The 19419-nt window shown below is 63.1% G+C and carries 19 protein-coding genes; 12 read left to right on the top strand and 7 right to left on the bottom strand.

Annotated features, from left to right (window positions below):
- Positions 1 to 47: 47 nt before the first annotated feature.
- The gene (locus BLU15_RS13920; protein ID WP_034799738.1) at positions 48 to 1382 is read right to left on the bottom strand and encodes an ABC transporter substrate-binding protein; all 1335 of its coding nucleotides are present in this window, start codon (positions 1380 to 1382) and stop codon (positions 48 to 50) included.
- A 255-nt stretch (positions 1383 to 1637) separates the two neighbouring features.
- Between BLU15_RS13920 and BLU15_RS13925 the strand changes: the two genes are divergently transcribed.
- Positions 1638 to 2660 carry a LacI family DNA-binding transcriptional regulator gene (locus BLU15_RS13925; RefSeq protein ID WP_034799296.1) on the top strand — a complete coding sequence of 341 codons (1023 nt, stop codon included), beginning with the start codon at positions 1638 to 1640 and terminating at the stop codon, positions 2658 to 2660.
- A 184-nt stretch (positions 2661 to 2844) separates the two neighbouring features.
- Here the strand turns inward: BLU15_RS13925 and BLU15_RS13930 are convergent, their stop codons facing one another.
- Positions 2845 to 3042 carry a hypothetical protein gene (locus tag BLU15_RS13930; RefSeq protein ID WP_034799295.1) on the bottom strand — a complete coding sequence of 66 codons (198 nt, stop codon included), beginning with the start codon at positions 3040 to 3042 and terminating at the stop codon, positions 2845 to 2847.
- A 626-nt stretch (positions 3043 to 3668) separates the two neighbouring features.
- Here BLU15_RS13930 and BLU15_RS13935 point away from each other — a divergent pair.
- A complete protein-coding gene (locus BLU15_RS13935; protein ID WP_060586146.1) occupies positions 3669 to 4664 on the top strand; it encodes a GlxA family transcriptional regulator in 996 nt (331 codons plus the stop codon).
- 66 nt (positions 4665 to 4730) lie between these two features.
- Here the strand turns inward: BLU15_RS13935 and BLU15_RS13940 are convergent, their stop codons facing one another.
- Positions 4731 to 5669, bottom strand: a complete 939-nt coding sequence (locus BLU15_RS13940; protein WP_090295964.1) for an MYG1 family protein — start codon at positions 5667 to 5669, stop codon at positions 4731 to 4733.
- 276 nt (positions 5670 to 5945) lie between these two features.
- Complete coding sequence (locus tag BLU15_RS40840; protein WP_371589937.1) at positions 5946 to 6437, bottom strand: antibiotic biosynthesis monooxygenase family protein; 492 nt, start codon at positions 6435 to 6437, stop codon at positions 5946 to 5948.
- 170 nt (positions 6438 to 6607) lie between these two features.
- Here BLU15_RS40840 and BLU15_RS13950 point away from each other — a divergent pair, with 170 nt between their 5' ends.
- The 9 genes from BLU15_RS13950 to BLU15_RS13990 all read left to right on the top strand — a co-directional run bounded on the left by BLU15_RS13950 (position 6608) and on the right by BLU15_RS13990 (position 14822).
- On the top strand, positions 6608 to 9082 hold the full coding sequence (locus BLU15_RS13950; RefSeq protein ID WP_176960294.1) for a heavy metal translocating P-type ATPase: 2475 nt from the start codon (positions 6608 to 6610) through the stop codon (positions 9080 to 9082).
- 99 nt (positions 9083 to 9181) lie between these two features.
- Entirely contained in the window at positions 9182 to 9652 is a 471-nt protein-coding gene (gene cueR / locus BLU15_RS13955; RefSeq protein ID WP_034799282.1) for a Cu(I)-responsive transcriptional regulator, read from the top strand.
- A 93-nt stretch (positions 9653 to 9745) separates the two neighbouring features.
- Positions 9746 to 10135, top strand: a complete 390-nt coding sequence (locus BLU15_RS13960) for a hypothetical protein (RefSeq protein ID WP_143034214.1) — start codon at positions 9746 to 9748, stop codon at positions 10133 to 10135.
- A 198-nt stretch (positions 10136 to 10333) separates the two neighbouring features.
- Positions 10334 to 10564: a hypothetical protein gene (locus BLU15_RS13965; RefSeq protein WP_060530272.1), complete on the top strand. Its 231-nt coding sequence runs from the start codon at positions 10334 to 10336 to the stop codon at positions 10562 to 10564.
- Positions 10561 to 12015, top strand: a complete 1455-nt coding sequence (locus BLU15_RS13970) for a TolC family protein (RefSeq protein ID WP_060530271.1) — start codon at positions 10561 to 10563, stop codon at positions 12013 to 12015. Before BLU15_RS13965 ends, BLU15_RS13970 begins: the two co-directional genes overlap by 4 nt.
- Before the next feature lie 68 nt (positions 12016 to 12083).
- The gene (locus BLU15_RS13975) at positions 12084 to 13421 is read left to right on the top strand and encodes a multicopper oxidase family protein (RefSeq protein ID WP_060530270.1); all 1338 of its coding nucleotides are present in this window, start codon (positions 12084 to 12086) and stop codon (positions 13419 to 13421) included.
- A gap of 50 nt (positions 13422 to 13471) precedes the next feature.
- Positions 13472 to 13957, top strand: coding sequence for a cupredoxin domain-containing protein (locus BLU15_RS13980; RefSeq protein ID WP_060530269.1), 486 nt, complete (start codon positions 13472 to 13474; stop codon positions 13955 to 13957).
- A gap of 27 nt (positions 13958 to 13984) precedes the next feature.
- Positions 13985 to 14275: a copper-binding protein gene (locus tag BLU15_RS13985; protein WP_090295973.1), complete on the top strand. Its 291-nt coding sequence runs from the start codon at positions 13985 to 13987 to the stop codon at positions 14273 to 14275.
- 82 nt (positions 14276 to 14357) lie between these two features.
- Positions 14358 to 14822 (top strand): DUF411 domain-containing protein, encoded by a 465-nt coding sequence (locus BLU15_RS13990; RefSeq protein ID WP_034799270.1) that lies wholly within the window; start codon positions 14358 to 14360, stop codon positions 14820 to 14822.
- Positions 14823 to 14934: 112 nt separating this feature from the next.
- On the opposite strand, the gene BLU15_RS13995 is transcribed toward BLU15_RS13990, so the two are convergent.
- On the bottom strand, positions 14935 to 15330 hold the full coding sequence (locus BLU15_RS13995; RefSeq protein ID WP_060530268.1) for a VOC family protein: 396 nt from the start codon (positions 15328 to 15330) through the stop codon (positions 14935 to 14937).
- Between the two features lie 125 nt (positions 15331 to 15455).
- Entirely contained in the window at positions 15456 to 16172 is a 717-nt protein-coding gene (locus BLU15_RS14000; protein ID WP_256385293.1) for a phosphoribosyltransferase, read from the bottom strand.
- Positions 16173 to 16328: 156 nt separating this feature from the next.
- Between BLU15_RS14000 and BLU15_RS14005 the strand changes: the two genes are divergently transcribed.
- A complete protein-coding gene (locus tag BLU15_RS14005; protein ID WP_034799257.1) occupies positions 16329 to 17504 on the top strand; it encodes a M20 aminoacylase family protein in 1176 nt (391 codons plus the stop codon).
- 136 nt (positions 17505 to 17640) lie between these two features.
- Here the strand turns inward: BLU15_RS14005 and BLU15_RS14010 are convergent, their stop codons facing one another.
- On the bottom strand, positions 17641 to 19398 hold the full coding sequence (locus BLU15_RS14010; RefSeq protein WP_051659489.1) for an adenine deaminase: 1758 nt from the start codon (positions 19396 to 19398) through the stop codon (positions 17641 to 17643).
- Positions 19399 to 19419: the final 21 nt, after the last annotated feature.

Consider the following 19419-nt stretch of genomic DNA (forward strand, 5'->3'; position numbering starts at 1 on the left):
GCCGGCCCCGCATGGACGCTTCCGCCGGGAGGCGGCGGGTGTTTGCGTCAATACTTGCCTTCGTCTTCGAAGATGTCCTTCCAGTCCTCAGAGAGACCGTCGAGCGCATCCTTCGCCGTGCCCTGGTTGGCAACGACGTAATCGTGGAAGCGCTTCTGCGAGGCCTGCAGCAGCGAGGCGTAGGACGGCTCGGCCCAGAAGTCCTTCACGATTGCCATCGAATCCAGGAAGGTCTGCGCATAGGGCTGGCTCGTGGCGAAGCTCGGGTCCTCGACCACCGAGCGCAGTGCGGAGTATCCGCCGAGCGCCCACCACTTTTTCTGGATTTCAGGCTGCGCGAACCACTTGATGTAATCCAGCGCTTCCTTCTGCTTGTCGGACGCTGCGACGACCGAGATGCCCTGGCCGCCGAGCTGGGCGAACTGCACACCGGTCGGCCCAGCAGGATTGGGGAAGTAGCCGGACTTGTCGCCGCCGACATTGGCGTCGGCATGGATGCCGGGCCAGGTGAAGGCAAAGTTCATCTGCAGGGCGACCTGGCCGGACTTGTAGGCGTCGATATCCTCCGACATGTAGGCGTCGGAATGGCCGGGCGGTGTGCAGCAATCGTAGAGCGCCTTGTAGAATTCCAGGCCCTTGACTGCGTCCGCCGAGTTGACGAAGCCGTCGAGCTCATAGGCTTTCTTCGGATTTCCGTACTCGAAGCCGTAGCTGTAGAGCACGTCCATGACGCCCATGGTAATGCCTTCTGAGCCGCGCTCCGTATAGATGGCAGCGCCATAGACGGTCTTGCCGTCGACCTGGCGCTTCTGGAAGAATTCGGCGATATCCTTGAGTTCGGCGAAGGTCTTCGGCACGGCGAGATCCCGGCCGTATTTCTGCTTGAACTCCGCCTGGAGTTCGGGACGCGAGAACCAGTCCTTGCGATAGGTCCAACCGACCACGTCACCGAACGCCGGCAGAGCCCAGTAGTTCGGCGAATTCTTCGGCCATTCCGCGTAACCGATGACGGTTGCGGGAATGAAGTCGTCCATCTTGATCCCTTCCTTGTCGAAGAAATCATTGAGCTTGATGTACTGGCCATTCTCGGCGGCGCCGCCAATCCACTGGCTGTCGCCGATCATCAGATCGCAGAGCTTGCCGCCGGAATTCAGCTCGTTCAGCATCCGGTCGGCGAAGTTCGGCCACGGCACGAATTCGAACTTCATCGTGTTGCCGCTCTTGGCTTCGAAATCCTTGCTGAGCTCGACGAGCGCATTGGCCGGATCCCAGGCGGCCCAGCAAAGGGTCAGTTCGGCTGCGGAAGCGTGCGTACCGGACGCACCCGCAATGGCAAAATACGCTCCGACCATGACTGTGGAGCTCAACAGAATCCGTTTCATCATTGGGTTCCTCCCCCTTGTACCTTCTGACCTCCATCAGAAGGAAAGCGCCCTGACCGGGCGGTTGGCGTACCTAAATCCTCTTGGCACTAGCGGTGGGCGCGGCCGCATTCAGAGCCTGCGTTCTTCGCTGAAGGATTCATAACTGAGGTGCGCACCTCAGCGCAAGCGATTTTTGAGGTGCGCACATCAATTCTTGATTTCGCGGCGATTTTGGTGGAGTAGATTGGAGACGATACACACTGGGAGTTCCGCATGCGGCCAACAGCCAAAGATCTTGCTGAGGCAGCGGGCTTGAGCCTCGCAACCGTCGACCGCGTGCTGAACGACAGGCCGAATGTCAGCCCGAGGGCCGTTCGCAGTGTCAACGAAGCCATTGAGCGCATTGGATTTATTCGAAACCCGGCAGCCGTCAGCCTTGCCCGCAACAAGAGCTACCGGTTCCGGTTCGTGCTGCCGACGAGCGGCGATCTCTATCTGGCGGAACTCATCCATCGGGTGGAAGAGGCGCGGGTGTCGATGAAGGGGGATCTCATCGACCTCGATTTCGTCCAGATCCCGATCGACGACCCGCATAAGGTTGCCAAGTACCTCGCCGATATAGACGAGAACGAATTCGACGGGATCGCGATGATGGCGCCGGAATCGCCGCAAGTGCGCGACGCGATCGGCCGCCTGATCGAACGCGGCGTCAAGTTCGTGCAGTTTCTGTCCGGACAGGAAAAGCTCCCGACCGCCGATTTCGTGGGCGTCGACAACTACGCCGCCGGTGCGACGGCGGCCAAGATCATCGGCCGGTTTGTCGGCCGGAGGGCGGGAAAGGTCCTGATCGTGGCCGAGACGATGCAGTCGCTCGACAGCATCCAGCGACGCTTCGGCTTCGACGATATTGTCAACTCACAGTTTCCTCACCTGCAATGTCTGCCCTCGGTCGAAACCCACGGCGACGAGCGCAGGGCCACCCAGATCCTCCAGCGAGTCCTTGAAAACAATCAAGAGGTTGCGGCGATCTACGTGTTGAGTTCCGAGGCCCGGATCCCGCTCGAGGGCGCCGCATCTTTCACCGATCTGCAAAAGATCACGGTGGTCGTCCACGAACGAACCCCCTTCAGCGAACGCGGCCTGCGCGACGCCAGCGTTGACGCCGTCATCGCCCAGGACCCGGGACACGCGGTGCGCAGCGCCATCCGCATCATGCGCGCGCGAACGGATTTTCGCGAACCGCACGCCGCACAGGACAAGATCAGAATAGAGGTCCTCCTCAAGGAGAACCTCTGACCCTCGGAGAGTGCATCTTTGACGTGCGCACCCCAAGCAGATGGGGGCAACGCCTGATCGCGACGGCGCCGCCGGCAGGCGCGTGAGGAGGCCCGCCCCACGCACCCGACTATGACCAGGCGCCTTCGTTCAAGGCGATCGAGGACAGGCGCGGACCGCTAAATGACGTGGGTGGATGCGGAGATCAGGCGCGCGCTTTGGCGCGCACCTTCTGCGGCTGCGCGGACGGTTGCTGGCTGGCGCTGCCGCCATAATTCACCAGCATCTGCATGGCTTTCTCTATTCCCGCGGGACTGTTCGGGTCGGTGTCGTTCGCGCGACACCAATCCTCGTGCTGCTGTTTGATCACGTCCATGTCGGCGGTAGAGAATGTGCCGGGCATTCTTCGCCCTCCCTTTAAAAAATCACACCAAAGAGAAAACTATCACAACGGCGGAAAGAGGCTCCCCGCACAACTAGGGGGTTTGCGCCCTCGAACAGCAAATTCCTTTGCGCAGCCGCCTTTGCGCAGAGCTATGACGGGCACCTGAACATTGCTCGCGCCGAGGCAAACTTGACACGATCGGCGGCATCGCGGCAGCATGAGGGGTAACTCAAAGCCGTGACTTGGCGAGACCTGCAGTTCGGCGGAAGACCGAGCAAACGCGTTCTGGCCCGGTCGGGAGGGAGGGAAGTGATGGGGTATGATTGGAGCGGCTCGCGCGAACGGCGGATGAAGGTCGCACGGTTCAGTGCGGCGCTGACACTGGCCGCAATGTTCGTAACCGTAGCGGCGCAGGTCGTGACGAGAGCAATTTGAGCCAGTCCTCTTCGTTATGATGCGGACGAAGACGCCTTCATCCGGGCGTCGACCTCCCGCGCCACACCATGGGGTGCCGGAAGAACGGACCCCAGGCTCCCATGGACAGCGAAAGGCAAGTCTCGGCCGCCAGCGGCTACCTCTCCTGACATGTCCGAGCATGCTCGATAGGGAACGGGAGGTCTTGGCGGCGCGAGCATGAAGGGCACATGACAACGACCATCAAATCCAGCGAGACACAGCCCGAACGTCTCAAGATCGGCTTCGTTCTGGCGCGGTCCTTCACCCTTTCGGCATTCGCGCTCTTCATCGACACGCTGCGACTTGCGAGCGACGAGCTCGACAAGTCCGGCCGCATCCGTGCCGACTGGCAGGTGCTGGGCAACACGCGGCATCTCATCGCCTCCAGTTGCGGCGTGCAGGTGGCGCCGACATCCGACCTCGTTGATCCGGCGGGGTTCAACTACGTCGTCGTGGTCGGCGGCCTGCTCAACAGCAAACAGCCGATCGACGACGACACCGTCCGCTTCCTCCAGAAGGCGGCGGCGCGCAAGGTGCCTCTGATCGGTCTCTGTACAGGGACATTCGTCCTTGCCGAAGCGGGCCTGATGACCGGGCACACCGTCTGCGTCAGCTGGCTTCATTATCAGGCGTTCCGCGAGCGGTTCCCCGATCTCAAGGTTCGCTCGGACCGTCTCTTCAATCTCGATCGCACCCGTGGATCCTGCGCTGGCGGCAGCAGTGCCGCCGACATGGCGGCCCATATCGTGCGCCTGCATATCAGCAAGGAAGCCGAGCGAAATGCGCTCGAGGTGCTGCAGATCGACAAGGCCCGCTCGCATCTTCATGTCCAGCCGAGAAAACCGCTGGCGATCGAGAGCAACGACCCACGCCTGAATGCCGCTCTCATCATCATGGAGCAGCACACGGACAACACGCTGTCGATCCCGGAGCTGGCCGCATCCGTCGGCTTGTCCCGACGGCAGCTCGAACGCCTGTTCATGGACAAGGCGAAAATGTCGCCGGCGCTCGTCTATCGGAAGTTTCGGCTGGAACGCGCCAAGCATCTGCTGACGCAGACGAAGGCGCCGTTGATCGACATCGCGCTCGAAGTCGGGTTCGAGAACGCCGGCCACTTCTCGCGGATTTTTGCAAAAACCTACGGTCAATCGCCGAGCAAGTTCAGGGCCACGCTTTCGGCGTGACCCGTCCCAGGCGATCCTGCCGACAGCGCACCGGCCATAGCCGCCGCCGTCGGCTCATCAGTTTCCTCAAGCCTGACCGCTGCCCGCCGATACTGCTTCCTTGACGGCGAGCTCGGCCATGGCCAGTGCTGCCTCCCGCGTCGCTGCCGCCGCGATGAAGCGGCCGTTGTGGCAGAACCGCGCGCCAGCCACGCCGCAAGCCGCCTCCAGCTCGCCGTTCGTCAGGCCGGCCCAGGCAGCCGGCAGATCGGCGCGCAGCTCAAACCCTTCATCGGCCTTGCGAATGCCCGTCAGGCACCAGTCATTCTCGCGCGGATGAACGACGAACAACAGGTGGTCGGCGCCAGCTTTCACGATCGCCGGGCGGAACGGCATGCCCCGCGGCAGTTCGAGCACTCGGCTCTCACCGGCAAGGGCGATCTGCTGCAGCACGAGCGCCTCGGCCCGAAGCTTGGCGGCGCGTTGCGACACGCCAGCCTCGACGAAGGCGCGCGCGATCGAAAGGGCCTGATGGAAGCTGCGGTCCTCGGCCTCCTGGCCGGATTCGTCGAAGACAGGCTTCAAGGTTTCCAGCAGCGCCGACAGCGTCAGCCCCGCCAAGGGGCCGGCCACGGAGGGGTCGAGCGCGCCGTTATCGACCAGATCCACCGGCAGCACGAAGCGCGCATCGAAGGCCGCATGGACCGCCTCCGCATGGGCCTCAGGAACGCCGAACGCTGCCAGATAGGCGCGGCCGTAATGCTTCCAGATCAAGCCGAACGAACTGTAGGGCTGGCCATCCTCTCTAACCGGCGCCCCGCGCTGATGATGATCGAACAGCCCGGCCCCGGCATCATACTGGCCACCAACATCATAAATGATGCGGTCCGCCCCGGGCTTCAGCCATTCCGGCGCCCGGCTGCGAACGAGGCGAGCCTCAGGGAAAAGCCGCGTAAGGATGACGCTGGAAAGCAGCTCGTCGGCGTGGAAACCACCGGAATGTGTAACGAGAAAGTCTGGGATCATTCCGAATGGCCTTATGGTTCGTGACGCGTGTGTGCGGCACGACATAGCCATTGCCCGCGGTGACCTCAACCCGTCATCGCGCCTTCGTCGCAGTGTTCTGCTCTCAATCTATCCAAAATCCGGCGCTAGATGTCGCGCCCGTCCTGATGCTGCCCCACGCGTTCGCAAGCCGACGACATCACTGTTATCGGGTCCGCGACCTTAGCAGCCAAGGCCGACCTCCCCGTCAACCAACCGACGGAGCTGTTGCCGTCACGCCTTGCGCAGCATATTGCTCTAACGCGTCATTTCGAAGATCGCCTCGCCGGAAATCGGGTCCGTGACCCCGAGATCCTGGCTGAGTTCCAGGAGCGTATCGCGGAACGTGTCGAGGTTCGCCTTCATCATGGGCCGTGCCGCGGCGATCGCCTCAAGGCTTTCCCATTCGGCAATTGAGAAATACGATCCATCCGCTGACTTGCTGAGCGCCATCTTCCTCAAGCCTTCAAAGTCGCGACCAGCGCTGCGAAGCAGCTGCTCAAACCGTTCCTCTTGACCGGGTCTCACGCGGAAACGGACACAATTATAAGCCGTCATCCTAACCTCTCTATGGGACGCAACTTCTACAGGATGGATCCGATGCAGTTCACTCGCAAGAGGCAGGCGAAGCACGGTCGCAGCCTTGCGATCGCGGGCAAACCGGGAGCCATTCGAACTGCGCTTTGACAAACCTGCCGGGCTTCTTGGCCAAGCTTGCGTCAAGGCGGCTTCCATCGTGAATCGGGCCATTGTCGCTACGGTGGCAGACCTCTCCCAGCCGCTCTGAAGATGGCGTGCAGAAATCTCTTTTGCGCCCTTGACCTTCCCATCGTTGGAAGCCCCATGTTGTGACAAAAGACAGAGAAAGGAGCACGATCATGGGATCTGTGACCCCCATTAGAACAAACGATCTCGAAGCGATGTCCGCCGCGGCATTGAGCGCCAGCATTCCCGTCGAGGGCATGACCTGCGCATCCTGTGTGGCGCGCGTCGAAAAGGCTATTCGCGCTGTGCCTGGTGTGACCGAAGCCTCGGTCAACCTCGCAACGGAACGCGCCGACGTCCGCTTCGATGCCAGCACCAAGTCGGCCGACATCGTCAAGGCGATCGAGAATGCCGGATATGGTGCGGCCGAAGACACGGTCGAGCTCACCATCGAAGGCATGACCTGCGCGTCCTGCGTCGCCCGCATTGAAAAGGCGCTGAAGACCGTTCCGGGCGTCACCGAAGCCAACGTCAACCTGGCGACCGAGCGCGCTTCGGTGCGCATAACCAAGGGCATCGCCACCGCCGCCGCACTCGAAGAGGCGGTTCGCGTTGCCGGTTATGCCGCCAAGCGCATCACCGGCGACGAAAGCGTCGACCGCGAAGGCGAGAAGCGCGAACAGGAGACGCGAAAGCTTGCGCGCGCGTTGCTGATTGCCGGCGTCCTGACGCTGCCGATCTTCGTGCTTGAAATGGGCTCGCACTTCATCCCGGGCGTGCACGAATTCGTCATGAACAATATCGGCATGCAGGAAAGCTGGTATCTGCAGTTCGCGCTGACGACGCTGGTGCTCTTCGGCCCGGGCCTGCGTTTCTACCAGAAGGGTGTCCCCGCCCTCTTCCGCCTGGCGCCGGACATGAACTCGCTGGTCGCGATCGGCACGTCCGCCGCCTGGATCTACTCGGTCGTTGCCACATTCGCGCCGGACCTTCTGCCCGACGGTACCGCCAACGTCTACTATGAAGCTGCAGCCGTCATCGTCACCTTGATCCTGCTCGGCCGGTTCCTCGAGGCGCGCGCCAAGGGCCGGACCTCCGAGGCGATCAAGCATCTGATGGGCCTGCAGGCAAAGACCGCCCGCGTCATCCGCAACGGCGAGACGGTCGAGGTGCCGCTGTCCGACGTGCAGACTGGCGACACCGTCGTCGTGCGCCCGGGCGACCGGGTTCCGGTCGACGGCAGCGTCCTCGACGGAAACTCCTATGTCGACGAATCGATGATCACCGGCGAGCCGGTTCCGGTCGAAAAGGTGGCCGGCAGCGAAGTCGTCGGCGGCACGATCAACAAAACCGGCTCCTTCACCTTCCGGGCCACCAAGGTCGGCGCCGATACGGTGCTGGCGCAGATCATCAAGATGGTCGAGCAGGCCCAAGGCGCCAAGCTGCCGATCCAGTCGCTGGTCGACCGCGTCACCGCCTGGTTCGTGCCAGCCGTCATCGCGATTGCGCTTTTAACCTTCGGCGTCTGGCTGGTCTTCGGTCCGGATCCGGCGCTCACCTTCGCGCTCGTCAACGGCGTCGCCGTGCTGATCATCGCCTGCCCTTGCGCGATGGGCCTTGCCACCCCGACCTCGATCATGGTCGGCACCGGCCGCGCCGCCGAAATGGGTGTGCTCTTCCGCAAGGGCGAGGCGCTGCAGACGCTGCGGAACGCCGCCGTCATCGCCGTCGACAAGACCGGTACGCTGACCAAAGGCCGCCCGGAACTAACCGACCTCGAAACCGCCGAAGGCTTCGATCGTGATACCGTGCTGACGCTGATCGCCGCCGTGGAGACCCGCTCCGAGCACCCGATCGCCGAAGCAATCGTCGACGCAGCCAAAGCAAAGGGACTGGCGATCGCCGAACCGGCCAGGTTCGAAGCAATCCCCGGGTTCGGCGCCAGCGCCGAGGTCTCGGGCCGCACGGTCCATGTCGGCGCCGACCGCCTGATGACGCAACTGAAGCTCGACGTGTCGGCCTTCGCCGACCAGGCGGCCCGCCTTGGCTCGGAAGGCAAGAGCCCGCTCTATGCCGCGATCGACGGCAAGTTGGCGGCGATCATCGCCGTTGCCGACCCGATCAAGGAAACGACGCCGCAGGCGATCCGCATGCTGCACGATCTCGGCCTGAAGGTTGCGATGATCACCGGCGACAACCGTCGCACCGCAGAGGCGATCGCGGCCAAGCTCGGCATCGACGAGGTGATCGCCGAAGTGCTTCCAGATGGTAAGGTCGCGGCTCTGAAGAAGCTGAAGCAAGGCGGACGCGCGGTCGCCTTCGTCGGCGACGGGATCAACGATGCGCCGGCGCTCGCCGAAGCCGATGTCGGCCTGGCGATCGGCACCGGTACGGACGTCGCCATCGAGAGCGCCGACGTGGTGCTGATGTCCGGCGATCTCCTGGGTGTGCCGAATGCGATCGCGCTGTCCAAGGCGACGATCCGCAACATCAAGGAGAACCTGTTCTGGGCCTTTGCCTATAACGCGGTACTGATCCCGGTTGCCGCCGGCGCGCTCTACCCGGCCTACGGCCTCTTGCTGTCGCCGATCTTTGCGGCCGGTGCCATGGCGCTGTCGAGCGTCTTCGTGTTGGGCAACGCCCTGCGGCTTCGGGCCTTTCGCCCGGTTGCCGCAGCACAGGCGGCCTAGGTTCGATCGTCTCCCCGGCTATTGCCAGCATGGCGGAAGCCGGGGAGAGCCCTTATATTCTCAAGGGAATGGCCGCACGGCGGTAAAAAGGATGACATCATGAATATCGGCGAAGCTTCCCGCGCCTCCGGCGTCTCGACGAAAATGATCCGCTATTACGAGACGATCGGCCTCATCCCGCAGGCCGACCGCAGCGAAGCCGGCTATCGCAACTATGGCGACAACGACGTCCATACGCTGCGCTTCATCCGCCGCTCGCGCGATCTCGGTTTCACTGTCGAGCAGATGGCGGACCTCTTGGCGCTCTGGCGCGACCGCGAGCGCGCCAGCGGCGAGGTCAAGAAGATCGCGCTCGAACATGTCGAGATCCTGGAGCGCAAGGCCGAGGAGCTGAAGGCGATGAGCCGGACGCTGAAACATCTCGCCGCCCATTGCCATGGCGACGGCCGCCCGGACTGTCCCATTCTCGAGGATCTCGCCGACGCCACGAACGCGCCGACGAAGGCAACCGAGCCCGCCCGCTTCGGTACGGCCGGCATCGATCCGGTCCGCAACCGGCGGCACGGGTGACGACGAGTGCGCATCCTTGAGCCTCACGCATTCGTGACGGCGCCAGGCGCAAGCATCATTGACAGGAATCAAAGGCGTTTCTACGGATCGATCATGGAGAACGTGCGAACCACATATCTGCGTTTGCTGATAGTGCTGAAGCTGGCGATCGCTTTGTCGCTGGCGGTGCTGCCTTTTTCCACCGCCTCCGGCATGATGCATGCGGCCGCGCACGGCTCGATGCAGATCGAGGCAGCCACTAATCCGATGCAAGCTGCGACCGAGCATTGCCCGAGCCTCGACAAGGGCAAGGTGAAGCCGGCACAAGAAAACGGCAAGGCGGACAAGAAGGATTGCTGCAAGACCTTCTGCGCCGCCGTGGCGGTGCTCGGCGATGTCGACGGAAGCCATCCGGCTTTCCCGCGCTCCATCCGCAATTTCGGCCCGCACCCGCAGCTCACCCCCGGTGAGCTCGACGGCCTTCATCGTCCCCCAAGAGCCTGATTTCGTTAATCCGTGACCGCTGCTGCGGGTCTCCGTTGGTCTTGGCCGACGGAAGGATCTGCAGTGGTGCGAAGCGTTGCCGTGGTTTCCGCGTGTCCGATGTGACGCTCGACCACCTCTAGCGCCGTCCGCGACAAGGCTCGCCCGGTTTCGTCCGGTCGATCGCCGACCTCTGCCATTCACATTTCAGGTTTGACCATGAAACGTTTGTTTTCCATGGCGCTCCTGCCCATGATCCTGGGCGGATGCGCTGCCACATTGCCTGCCGAGGTCTCGAGCCTTGGCGATCCCGCCAATAGCACGAACGGCATTCGAAGCACGCAGTATCGCAGCCCCATTTCGGGCTACACTCACCGCGAACCGACCGGCCCCAAGGCCTGGGGACCGCTCAACGACGCACAGTCGACCGCCAAGGGAGACGCGTCATGAGGCTTCGCAAGCTCAACCTCGCGGCCGCCATCGGTCTGCCCCTCGTGCTCGCCGGCTGCGTGACCGAATACTCGGCCAAGGACGCGGGCTTCACCACCGTGGATGCCAAGGTCTCGACGGCCGCGACCAAGAAAAGCGTCTGGATCCAGAACCGCGAACAGGCAGACAAGGTCAATGCCGAGGTCAAGGCGCTCCTGAAGCGAAAGACAATCGACGCCGACACCGCCGTTCAGGTCGCACTCCTCAACAACAAGGGCCTGCAGGCCGCCTATGCCGATCTCGGCGACGCGTCGGCGGATGCCTGGCAGGCGACGTTGTTCCTCAACCCGACTGTCTCGATCGGCACGACCGGGATCGGCACACCGGAACTGCAGGCCTACAAGGCGATCGAGGGGCTGGTCACCACCAACATCCTGGCGCTCCTGACCCGCGACAAGACCATCGCGGTCGCCGACGCGCGTTTCCGCCAGGCGCAGCTCAACGCCGCGCTCAGCACGCTGCAGCTGGCCGCCGAAACCCGCCGCGCCTGGATCGAAGCGGTTGCCGCATGGGAAACCGTCGCACAACTGAACCAGGCCCAGGCGGCTGCGGACGCCTCCTCGGAACTCGCCGCAAAACTCGGTGAGACCGGCGCCATGGGCAAGGGCAACCAGGCGCGAGAGCACGTCTTCAACGCTGAACTCGCCGGCCAGGCAGCCGAAGCCCGGCTTGCAGCCCGTCTTGCCAAGGAAAATCTGACGCGACTGATGGGTCTCTGGGGTAGCGATGTCGACTACCAGGTGCCGAACCGCCTGCCGAACCTGCCGAAGAACCTGGCCCGCAAGGACAGCATCGAGGCCGAAGCGCTGAAGCGCCGCGTCGACCTGCAGATCGCCCGCCTCGATCTCGAAGCCGTGGCCAAGTCCTACAGCCTCACCGAGGCGACCCGCTACGTGACCGACCTGGAACTCGTCGCCGGTGCGGAGGCGGAACGGGAGAAGGAGGATCATGGCACCAAGGTCGAGACGACCGGCCAGTTCGAGCTCGAATTCGTGATCCCGATCTTCGACAGCGGCAATGCGCGCATGCGCAAGGCCGAGCTTGCCCATATGCGCTCGGCGAACCTGCTGGCGGAAAAGGCGGTCAACATCCGCTCGGAAGCACGCTCAGCCTACGAGGCCTATCGCTCGCGCTACGACATCGCCCGGCACTACCGCAACAACGTCGTGCCGCTGCGCACCAAGATCGAGGAAGAAGCGACGCTCAGCTACAACGGCATGATCACCAGCACCTTCGAGCTGCTTGCCGACGTCAGGGCCAAGGTCAATTCGACCGTGCTCTCCGTCAACGCGAAGCGCGATTTCTGGCTGGCCGATGCCGATCTGATGACCGCAATCCACGGCGGCGGATCGGGCGGCTCGGCTGGAGGCGCGGCAGCGCCCGCGGCAGCGGAAGCCGGCGCCGGACACTAGGGCGGGAGCAGGAAAAGTGTGTGCGGTTTTCCGTACGCATCCCGCCCTAAATCAAAAAAGGATCAGATATGTTCAACAGAAGAAACTTCCTCGGCGCCGGTGCTGCTCTCGTTTCGACCGCCGCCTGGGCCCAAACCTCAAACTCCGGCCTGCCCGAAGCGGCAAGCATGGACAATGCCGCGACCCAGAAGCCGCTCGTGCCGACGAGCGGACCGGACTACAACCCGGTCGTCACCCTCAACGGCTGGACATTGCCGCACCGTGTGAACAACGGCATCAAGGAATTCCACCTTGTCGCCGAGCCGGTCGAACGCGAGATGGCCGACGGCATGACCGCCTATCTCTGGGGCTATAACGGCCAGTCGCCAGGCCCGACAATCGAGGCGGTCGAAGGCGACCGCGTGCGGATCTTCGTCACCAACAAGCTGCCGGAACACACCACCATTCACTGGCACGGCATGATCCTGCCTTCGGGCATGGATGGCGTCGGCGGCCTGTCGCAGCCGCATATTCCGGCCGGCAAGACCTACGTCTACGAGTTCGACCTCGTGAAATCCGGCACCTTCATGTACCACCCCCATGCCGACGAAATGGTACAGATGGCCATGGGCATGATGGGCTTCTTCGTGGTGCACCCGAAGGATCCAAACTTCATGCGTGTCGATCGGGATTTCGTGTTCCTGCTCAATGCCTATGACATCGATCCCGGCACCTATGTGCCGCGCATCATGGAAATGACCGACTTCAACATGTGGTGCTGGAACAGCCGGATCTTCCCGGACATCGACCCGCTGGTCGTGTCCAAGAACGACCGCGTGCGGGTCAGGGTCGGCAACCTCACCATGACCAACCATCCGATCCACATGCACGGCTACGACTTCGAGGTGACCTGCACCGATGGCGGCTGGGTGCGGCCGGAGGCACGCTGGCCGGAAGTGTCGATCGACATTCCCGTCGGCGCCATGCGCGCCTACGAATTCGACGCCAAGTACGAGGGCGACTGGGCGATCCATTGCCACAAGTCGCACCACACGATGAACGCGATGGGCCACGATATCCCGACCTTCATCGGCGCCGACAAGAAATCGGTCGCGGAAAAGATCCGCAAGGTGAAGCCCGACTACATGCCCATGGGTACGGCCGGTATGGCCGACATGGGCGAAATGGAAATGCCGCTCCCCGACAACACGATCCCGATGATGACCGGCTGGGGTCCGCACGGCGCGTTGGAGATGGGCGGCATGTTCTCGGTGGTGAAGGTGCGCGAAGGTATCTCCGCCGGCGATTACAGCGATCCCGGTTGGTACGAAAACCCGCCGGGAACACAGGCCTGGGAATGGACCGGCGCATTGCCGGAACCGACGCGGGCCAAGGATGCCAAGACCGTGCTCACGCCCAAACCGTGAGAGGGCGGCCGACTGCAATGACCTCTTTCAAATCCATCAGGAACATTACGATGAAGAAATCAGCACTTGCTCTGGCGCTCGTTATCGCCTCCGCCCTTTCCTCCCAGGCGCTCGCCAGCGGCAGCCACGCCGGCGGCCACGACAAGGTGTCGATCGGCGAGCCCGGCGACAGCAAGAAGTCGACGCAGACGATCCGCGTCACCATGAAGGAAACCGACGACGGCAAGATGATCTTTACCCCGGCAACCATCAAGGTTCGCCAGGGCCAGACGGTCCATTTCGCCATCAAGAACGCCGGCGAACTCGCCCACGAATTCGTGCTCGACGACAAGGCGACGATCCAGGAACACAAGATCACCATGGAGAAATTCCCCGACATGGAGCACGACGACCCGAACGCCATCCGGCTCGAGCCGGGCAAGTCCGGCGACATCTACTGGACCTTCACCAACGACGGCACCTTCGAATTCGCCTGCCTGGTGCCGGGCCATTACGACGCCGGCATGCATGGCCCGCTCGACGTCGTGAAGAAGTAGCCCGAGAAAACAGGAAAGGATGAAACCATGAAAACCGTAGGCAAACTCCTCGCAGCGCTCGCATTGGCTGTTTCCACCGCCACCTTCTCCCTACCCGCCCAGGCCGCGGAGTTCACCAAGGGCGTGGTCAAGAAGATCGACACCAAGGCCAAGAAGGTGACGATCGACCATGAGGCTCTGAAGAACCTCGACATGCCGGCCATGACCATGGTGTTCCGCGCCGATGACGCGGTGCTTGCCAAGCTCAAGGAAGGCGCGTCGATCGAATTCGTCGCCGACCGTGTCAACGGCAAGCTGACCGTGACCGAGATCAAGTAGCAGCGACAAACTGCCCGGGTCGACTTTGCGCGGCCCGGGCGCCACAATCCTGAGATCAGGCAAGAATGGAAAGGAATGTTCGATGAACGTATTACGCAGGCATTTCGTGGCGGGCACGATCGCGGGCATCACCCTCTTTGCGACGGGCGCCGTCGCGGCAACCGGCACCATGGCCGTCTACAAGGATCCGCAATGCGGCTGCTGCGAACAATGGGCCGACGCAATGGAAGCGGCCGGCTACAAGGTCGAGGTGCGCGATGAAGCCGACATGTCGGTGATCAAGACGCGCTTTGCGGTTCCTGCCGACATGGAAGGCTGCCATACCGCCGTCATCGACGGCTATGTCATCGAGGGCCATGTACCGCTCGAAGCGGTCAAGAAGCTGCTGGCCGAAAAGCCGGATGTCGCCGGCATCGCGGTTCCCGGCATGCCTTCAGGCTCGCTCGGCATGGGCAACGATCCGCAGGCCTCGTACGATGTCTACACGATCGCCAAGGCGGGCGGCGCGAAGTCGACGGTTTATTATCAGGTCCGGCCGGCGAACTAAGCAGTTCCCCACCGATCGGCAGTCTCCGAGGCTGCCTTCCATGAACAGTTCGGGCATCTCTGCGATCGCGGCGGTGCCCGAACGCCGATGAAGCCTGGCCGTTGGATGGACGCTAGACTGTCGTGCTCGCGGCTCCCAGATCCTGCGGTTCTCCGATCTCGACGGCATGTCCGTCCGGATCATGAAAGCGAAAGACGCGCTGGCCCCATTCCTGGCGCTCGACCGGATGGATCAGGTCCACATGCGGTGCAATGCGCGCGAAGGCCGCGTCGACATCGTCATCTTCAAAGTAGAGAAGCACGTTTCGTCGGCCATAGGCTTCGGCGGAAGACAGCTCCTGCCGCCAGATGGTCCGTTCGAGCGAGCGTCCTTCATGGATGGCAAAGCCGCCCACGAAAAGCACGAAATTGCCGAAGTCCTCGCGGATCGTCAGACCGAGTGTCGTCTCGTAGAAGGTTCGCGATCGCTCGATGTCGCTGACAAAAGGGATCGGATTGATGAAGCGCATGAATTCCTCGCAGACGCGGCCGATACGACGAGACGAGGCTAACGCGCATGTCTCAAGAGGCAAAGGAGTTCATTCGCGGAAGGGTACAAATCCGCGCCGGCCACAGGCTTACAGCCGCCGCGAGATCACGCCCTTCGCCAGCTGCCGTCCCCGTTGCGGGTAAGCATCGGTGTCTGGAAAACGCCGACCACGCGCTCGGGCCAGTGGGGCGCGAGGTCCGCAAGCGGCTGGCGCCAGCGCTCGGTCTGCAGCATAGCCGCACCGATCGCGACCGGCTCGATGCCGCAGGCTTCCATCAGCGTCAGCCCGGCAAGGATCGACGTGCCGCTGGAAATGACGTCATCGATCAGAGCCACGCGCTTACCCTCAAGCAAGGGCAACATTCGCGGATCGACGTAGAGACGCTTCTTCTGGTCGGGCGTGGTGATCGAGGAGAGCGGCACGGAGAGATCGTCGACATACCAGAACTTCTTGGACGTCCCGAGTGGCACGTAGCGGCTGTGGCCGAGCTTGCGGGCAACGGCCGAAGCGAGCGTGAGGCCGAGCGTCGGCAGACCGGCGACGACTTCGGGCTCATAGGGGGCGAGCTTCGCCGCAAGTTCCGTTGCCAGTGCGTCCTCAACAGCAAAGCTCGCCTGATTGACGATCAGCGAGGCCAGCGCATGTTTGCCGTCGGCGAGTTGACGGATCGGCAGGAGAATCTGCCTGCCATCACCGAGGGACGCCGGGAAGAAATCGCGATAACCCGCCTGAATATCGAAACTTTTCGGCGGGTAGATTTCCTGCCAGAAGTCGTGGGGCTGCATCGGTCCGGTCCTCGTCTGCGCGCTTTCGCCCGAAATGAAAGGCGATCAAAAAGGCCGGCTTGCTGTTCTGGTTCCGGCCGTTTTCGTCTATACCGTTTGCGACTTCGATCAAACCGAAAGGGCGCTGCGGCTCAAGCAAAGCACGCGGAATTCACAAGCCCTTCGCGCAATGAAACATGGGAATGCCTGACGATGCGCCTGCCAGACGGAATAGCCGACGACCTCACCTTCCTCACCGACTTCCGTCGCGACCTGCATGCCCATCCGGAACTCGGCTTCGAGGAGGTACGCACCAGCGATCTCGTTGCCAAGTGGCTTGAGGAAGCGGGTCTAAAGGTCCACCGCGGCTTGGGAAAAACCGGCGTCGTCGGCACGCTGCAGGTCGGCAACGGCACACGCTCGATCGGCCTTCGCGCCGATATGGACGCGCTCGCCATGCCGGAGATCGCCGACCGTCCCTACAAATCCCGCGAGGCCGGAAAGATGCATGCCTGCGGTCATGACGGCCACACGACAATGCTGCTCGGCGCTGCCCGCCATCTGGCTAAGACCCGCAATTTCTCCGGCACCGTGCACTTCATCTTCCAGCCTGCCGAGGAAGGGCGTGGCGGTGCGAAACGCATGGTCGAAGACGGCCTCTTTGAACTTTTCCCCTGCGACGCGGTTTACGGCCTGCACAACATGCCGGGCCTTGACCCGAACGAGATAGCCGTCGTCACGGGTCCGCAGCTTGCCTCTTCGGATAGCTGGCGGCTCACCTTTCGCGGCGTCGGCACCCATGGCGCCAAGCCGCATCTTGGCCGCGATCCGGTGACGGCCGCCGGCACCTTCCTTGCCTCGCTGCAGTCGATCGTCGGCCGCGTCGTCGATCCCTTACAGCCAGCCGTCGTCAGCGCCTGCTCCGTGCGCGCCGGCGACCCGAAGGCGCTCAACGTCATCCCCGATACGGTGGAAATCGGCGGCACGGCCCGCGCCTATACGCCTGAAGTGCGCGATCAGCTCGAAACGGAGATCGGCCGGCTCGCGCGTGGTACCGCCGAGATGTATGGGATTTCCGTTGACTACGAATTCGAACGCCGCATTCCGCCCGTCGTCAACGACGCCGATGCCACTGCTCGGGCGTTGAGCGCCGCTCAGGCGGTGTTCGGCAAGAAGACCCGGACGTCATTTCCACCGTCGACCGCCGGCGACGATTTCGCCTTCTTCGGGCTGGAAGCGCCCGGCTGTTACGTCTGGCTCGGCAACGGCCCCGCCGTCGACGGCGCGCTGCACCACAACACTGCCTATGATTTCAACGACGACGCGATCGGTCCGGGCGCCACCTTCTGGTCGACCCTCGTGGAGCAGGAACTGGCACGCGCCGAGTAACGCTTGCATCGCGAAGAAGCAGGCGGGAGCGTGCGATCTCAAGGATTTAGAACCTGCGCTTGAAGGGCGAGGCAAGCTGTCATACGGAAATGACGTCGGACTTCAACGGCCGCCCTGCCTGGGCGGCCGTTGAATGTCAGGCTTCAAGGATCTCCAGGATCGGGCTTTCCATGACCTTGCCCGTCGCCACGTCGGCGATGCCGCGATCGGTCTGGTGCGGTCCGGCATTGCAGGCGAGCGTCGCGCCGAAGCAGGCCTTGAAGACCAGGTAAGGCGGCTGCCAATCGACGATGCGGCCGACTGCTTCGCGGAGTGCGGCAAAGCTATCCGCCACCTCTTCCAGCGGCTCCTCGGAGACCAGCCCCGCGAGCGGCAGAGGCAGGAGTGCATCGACCTTGCCGCCGGACACAGCGGCCATGCCGCCACCGGCAGCAATCACCGCGTTGGCGGCGACCGCCATATCCTGCGCATTGCCGCCGAAAACCGTGAGGTTGTGGCTGTCATGCGATACCGTGGTTGCAAAGGCGCCGCGCCAGGCGCCCCAACTCGACAGCAGACCCACAGCCGGTCGGCTGTCGGCGCGCCCGTGACGATGCGCCACGGCGATCAGAGTCGTCCCCTCGGGCGGAACGACGAAGCCGCCCTCGACCGCGGCAACGGCATCGCCCCATTGGGTAAAACGCGGCCGGTCGATGGTCGCGACGCGGACCTTCGTGCCATCTGCTGGAATGCGGAAATCGTTCTCCGACAGCGGCGCGATCTTCATCGTGCCGTGCAGGGTCTCGGCGGCGATGCCGCAGAGCGGCTCGATCATCCGTCCGGCGTCTGCAATCGACTTGCCGTCGACGATGACCGTGCGCGCACGGAAATCAGCGAGATCTTCGAAGATCACGATGTCCGCCCGACGCCCTGGCGCCACAAGTCCAAGATCATGCCGGCCCTGGCGGACCGCGCCGTTCAGCGTGGCTGCCCGAAGCGCCCATTCGGCGGGCAGGCCATAGCGCACCAGCCGGCGAACGACGTCGTCGAGACCGCCGGCATGGGCAAGATCGTCCGGGAAAACGTCGTCGGTGCAGAGCGTTACCGTCTGAGGAAGATGGCCCAGAGCCTTGATCGTTTTGACGAATTCCGGCAGCAGGTGATCGTGCGAGCCGCGCAGTTCGATCGAAAGCCCTGCCCTGAGTTTTGCCAGCAGATCGTCGCCGGAAACGAGCTCATGGTCGGAGCTGACGCCGGCGGTCACGAAGGCCTGCAGATCAGAGCCCGCAAGGCTGCGCGCATGGCCATTGACCGGCTTGCCGGCGGCAAGCCCCGCCTGAACGATCCCGGTGATCCGTGCCTCACCGTCGATGACGCCGCGCATGTTCATCATTTCGGCGATGCCGCCGATTTCCGGCCAGCTCAAAATGTCGGCGATCACATCAGCGTCGAAATCGGCACCGGCCAGCTCCAGGCCGGGTGCTGACGGCACGCTCGACGGTGCCAGCAGCACCGTGCGCAGCGGCAGATCGCGACTGGCGTTTGCGGCCCAGCGCACGCCGGCCACACCGTTGACATTACCAAACTCATGCGGATCCCAGACGACGGTCGTCACGCCACGCGGCAGCACCGCATTGGCATAGGTCGCCGGCGTCACCATCGAGCTTTCGACGTGCATATGGGTGTCGATCAGACCGGGCGAAACGTAAGCGCCCGTCGCATCGATCATGGTTGCCGCATCGGAGCGCGTGCCCGGTTCGTGGACACTTGCGATCAACGATCCAACAAGGCCGATATCGGCCGGGCGAAACTCGCCCGTCACCACGTCGACGAGCGTACCGCCCGAAATCAGAACGTCGAACGGTTCAGCACCACGCGCTGCCGCCACTGCCCGGCTGCGGAGCGCCGCATCCATCAAGTCCTGAGGCTGCTCTAT

The sequence above is a fragment of the Ensifer sp. YR511 genome (assembly GCF_900103045.1).
GTDB lineage: Bacteria > Pseudomonadota > Alphaproteobacteria > Rhizobiales > Rhizobiaceae > Ensifer > Ensifer adhaerens.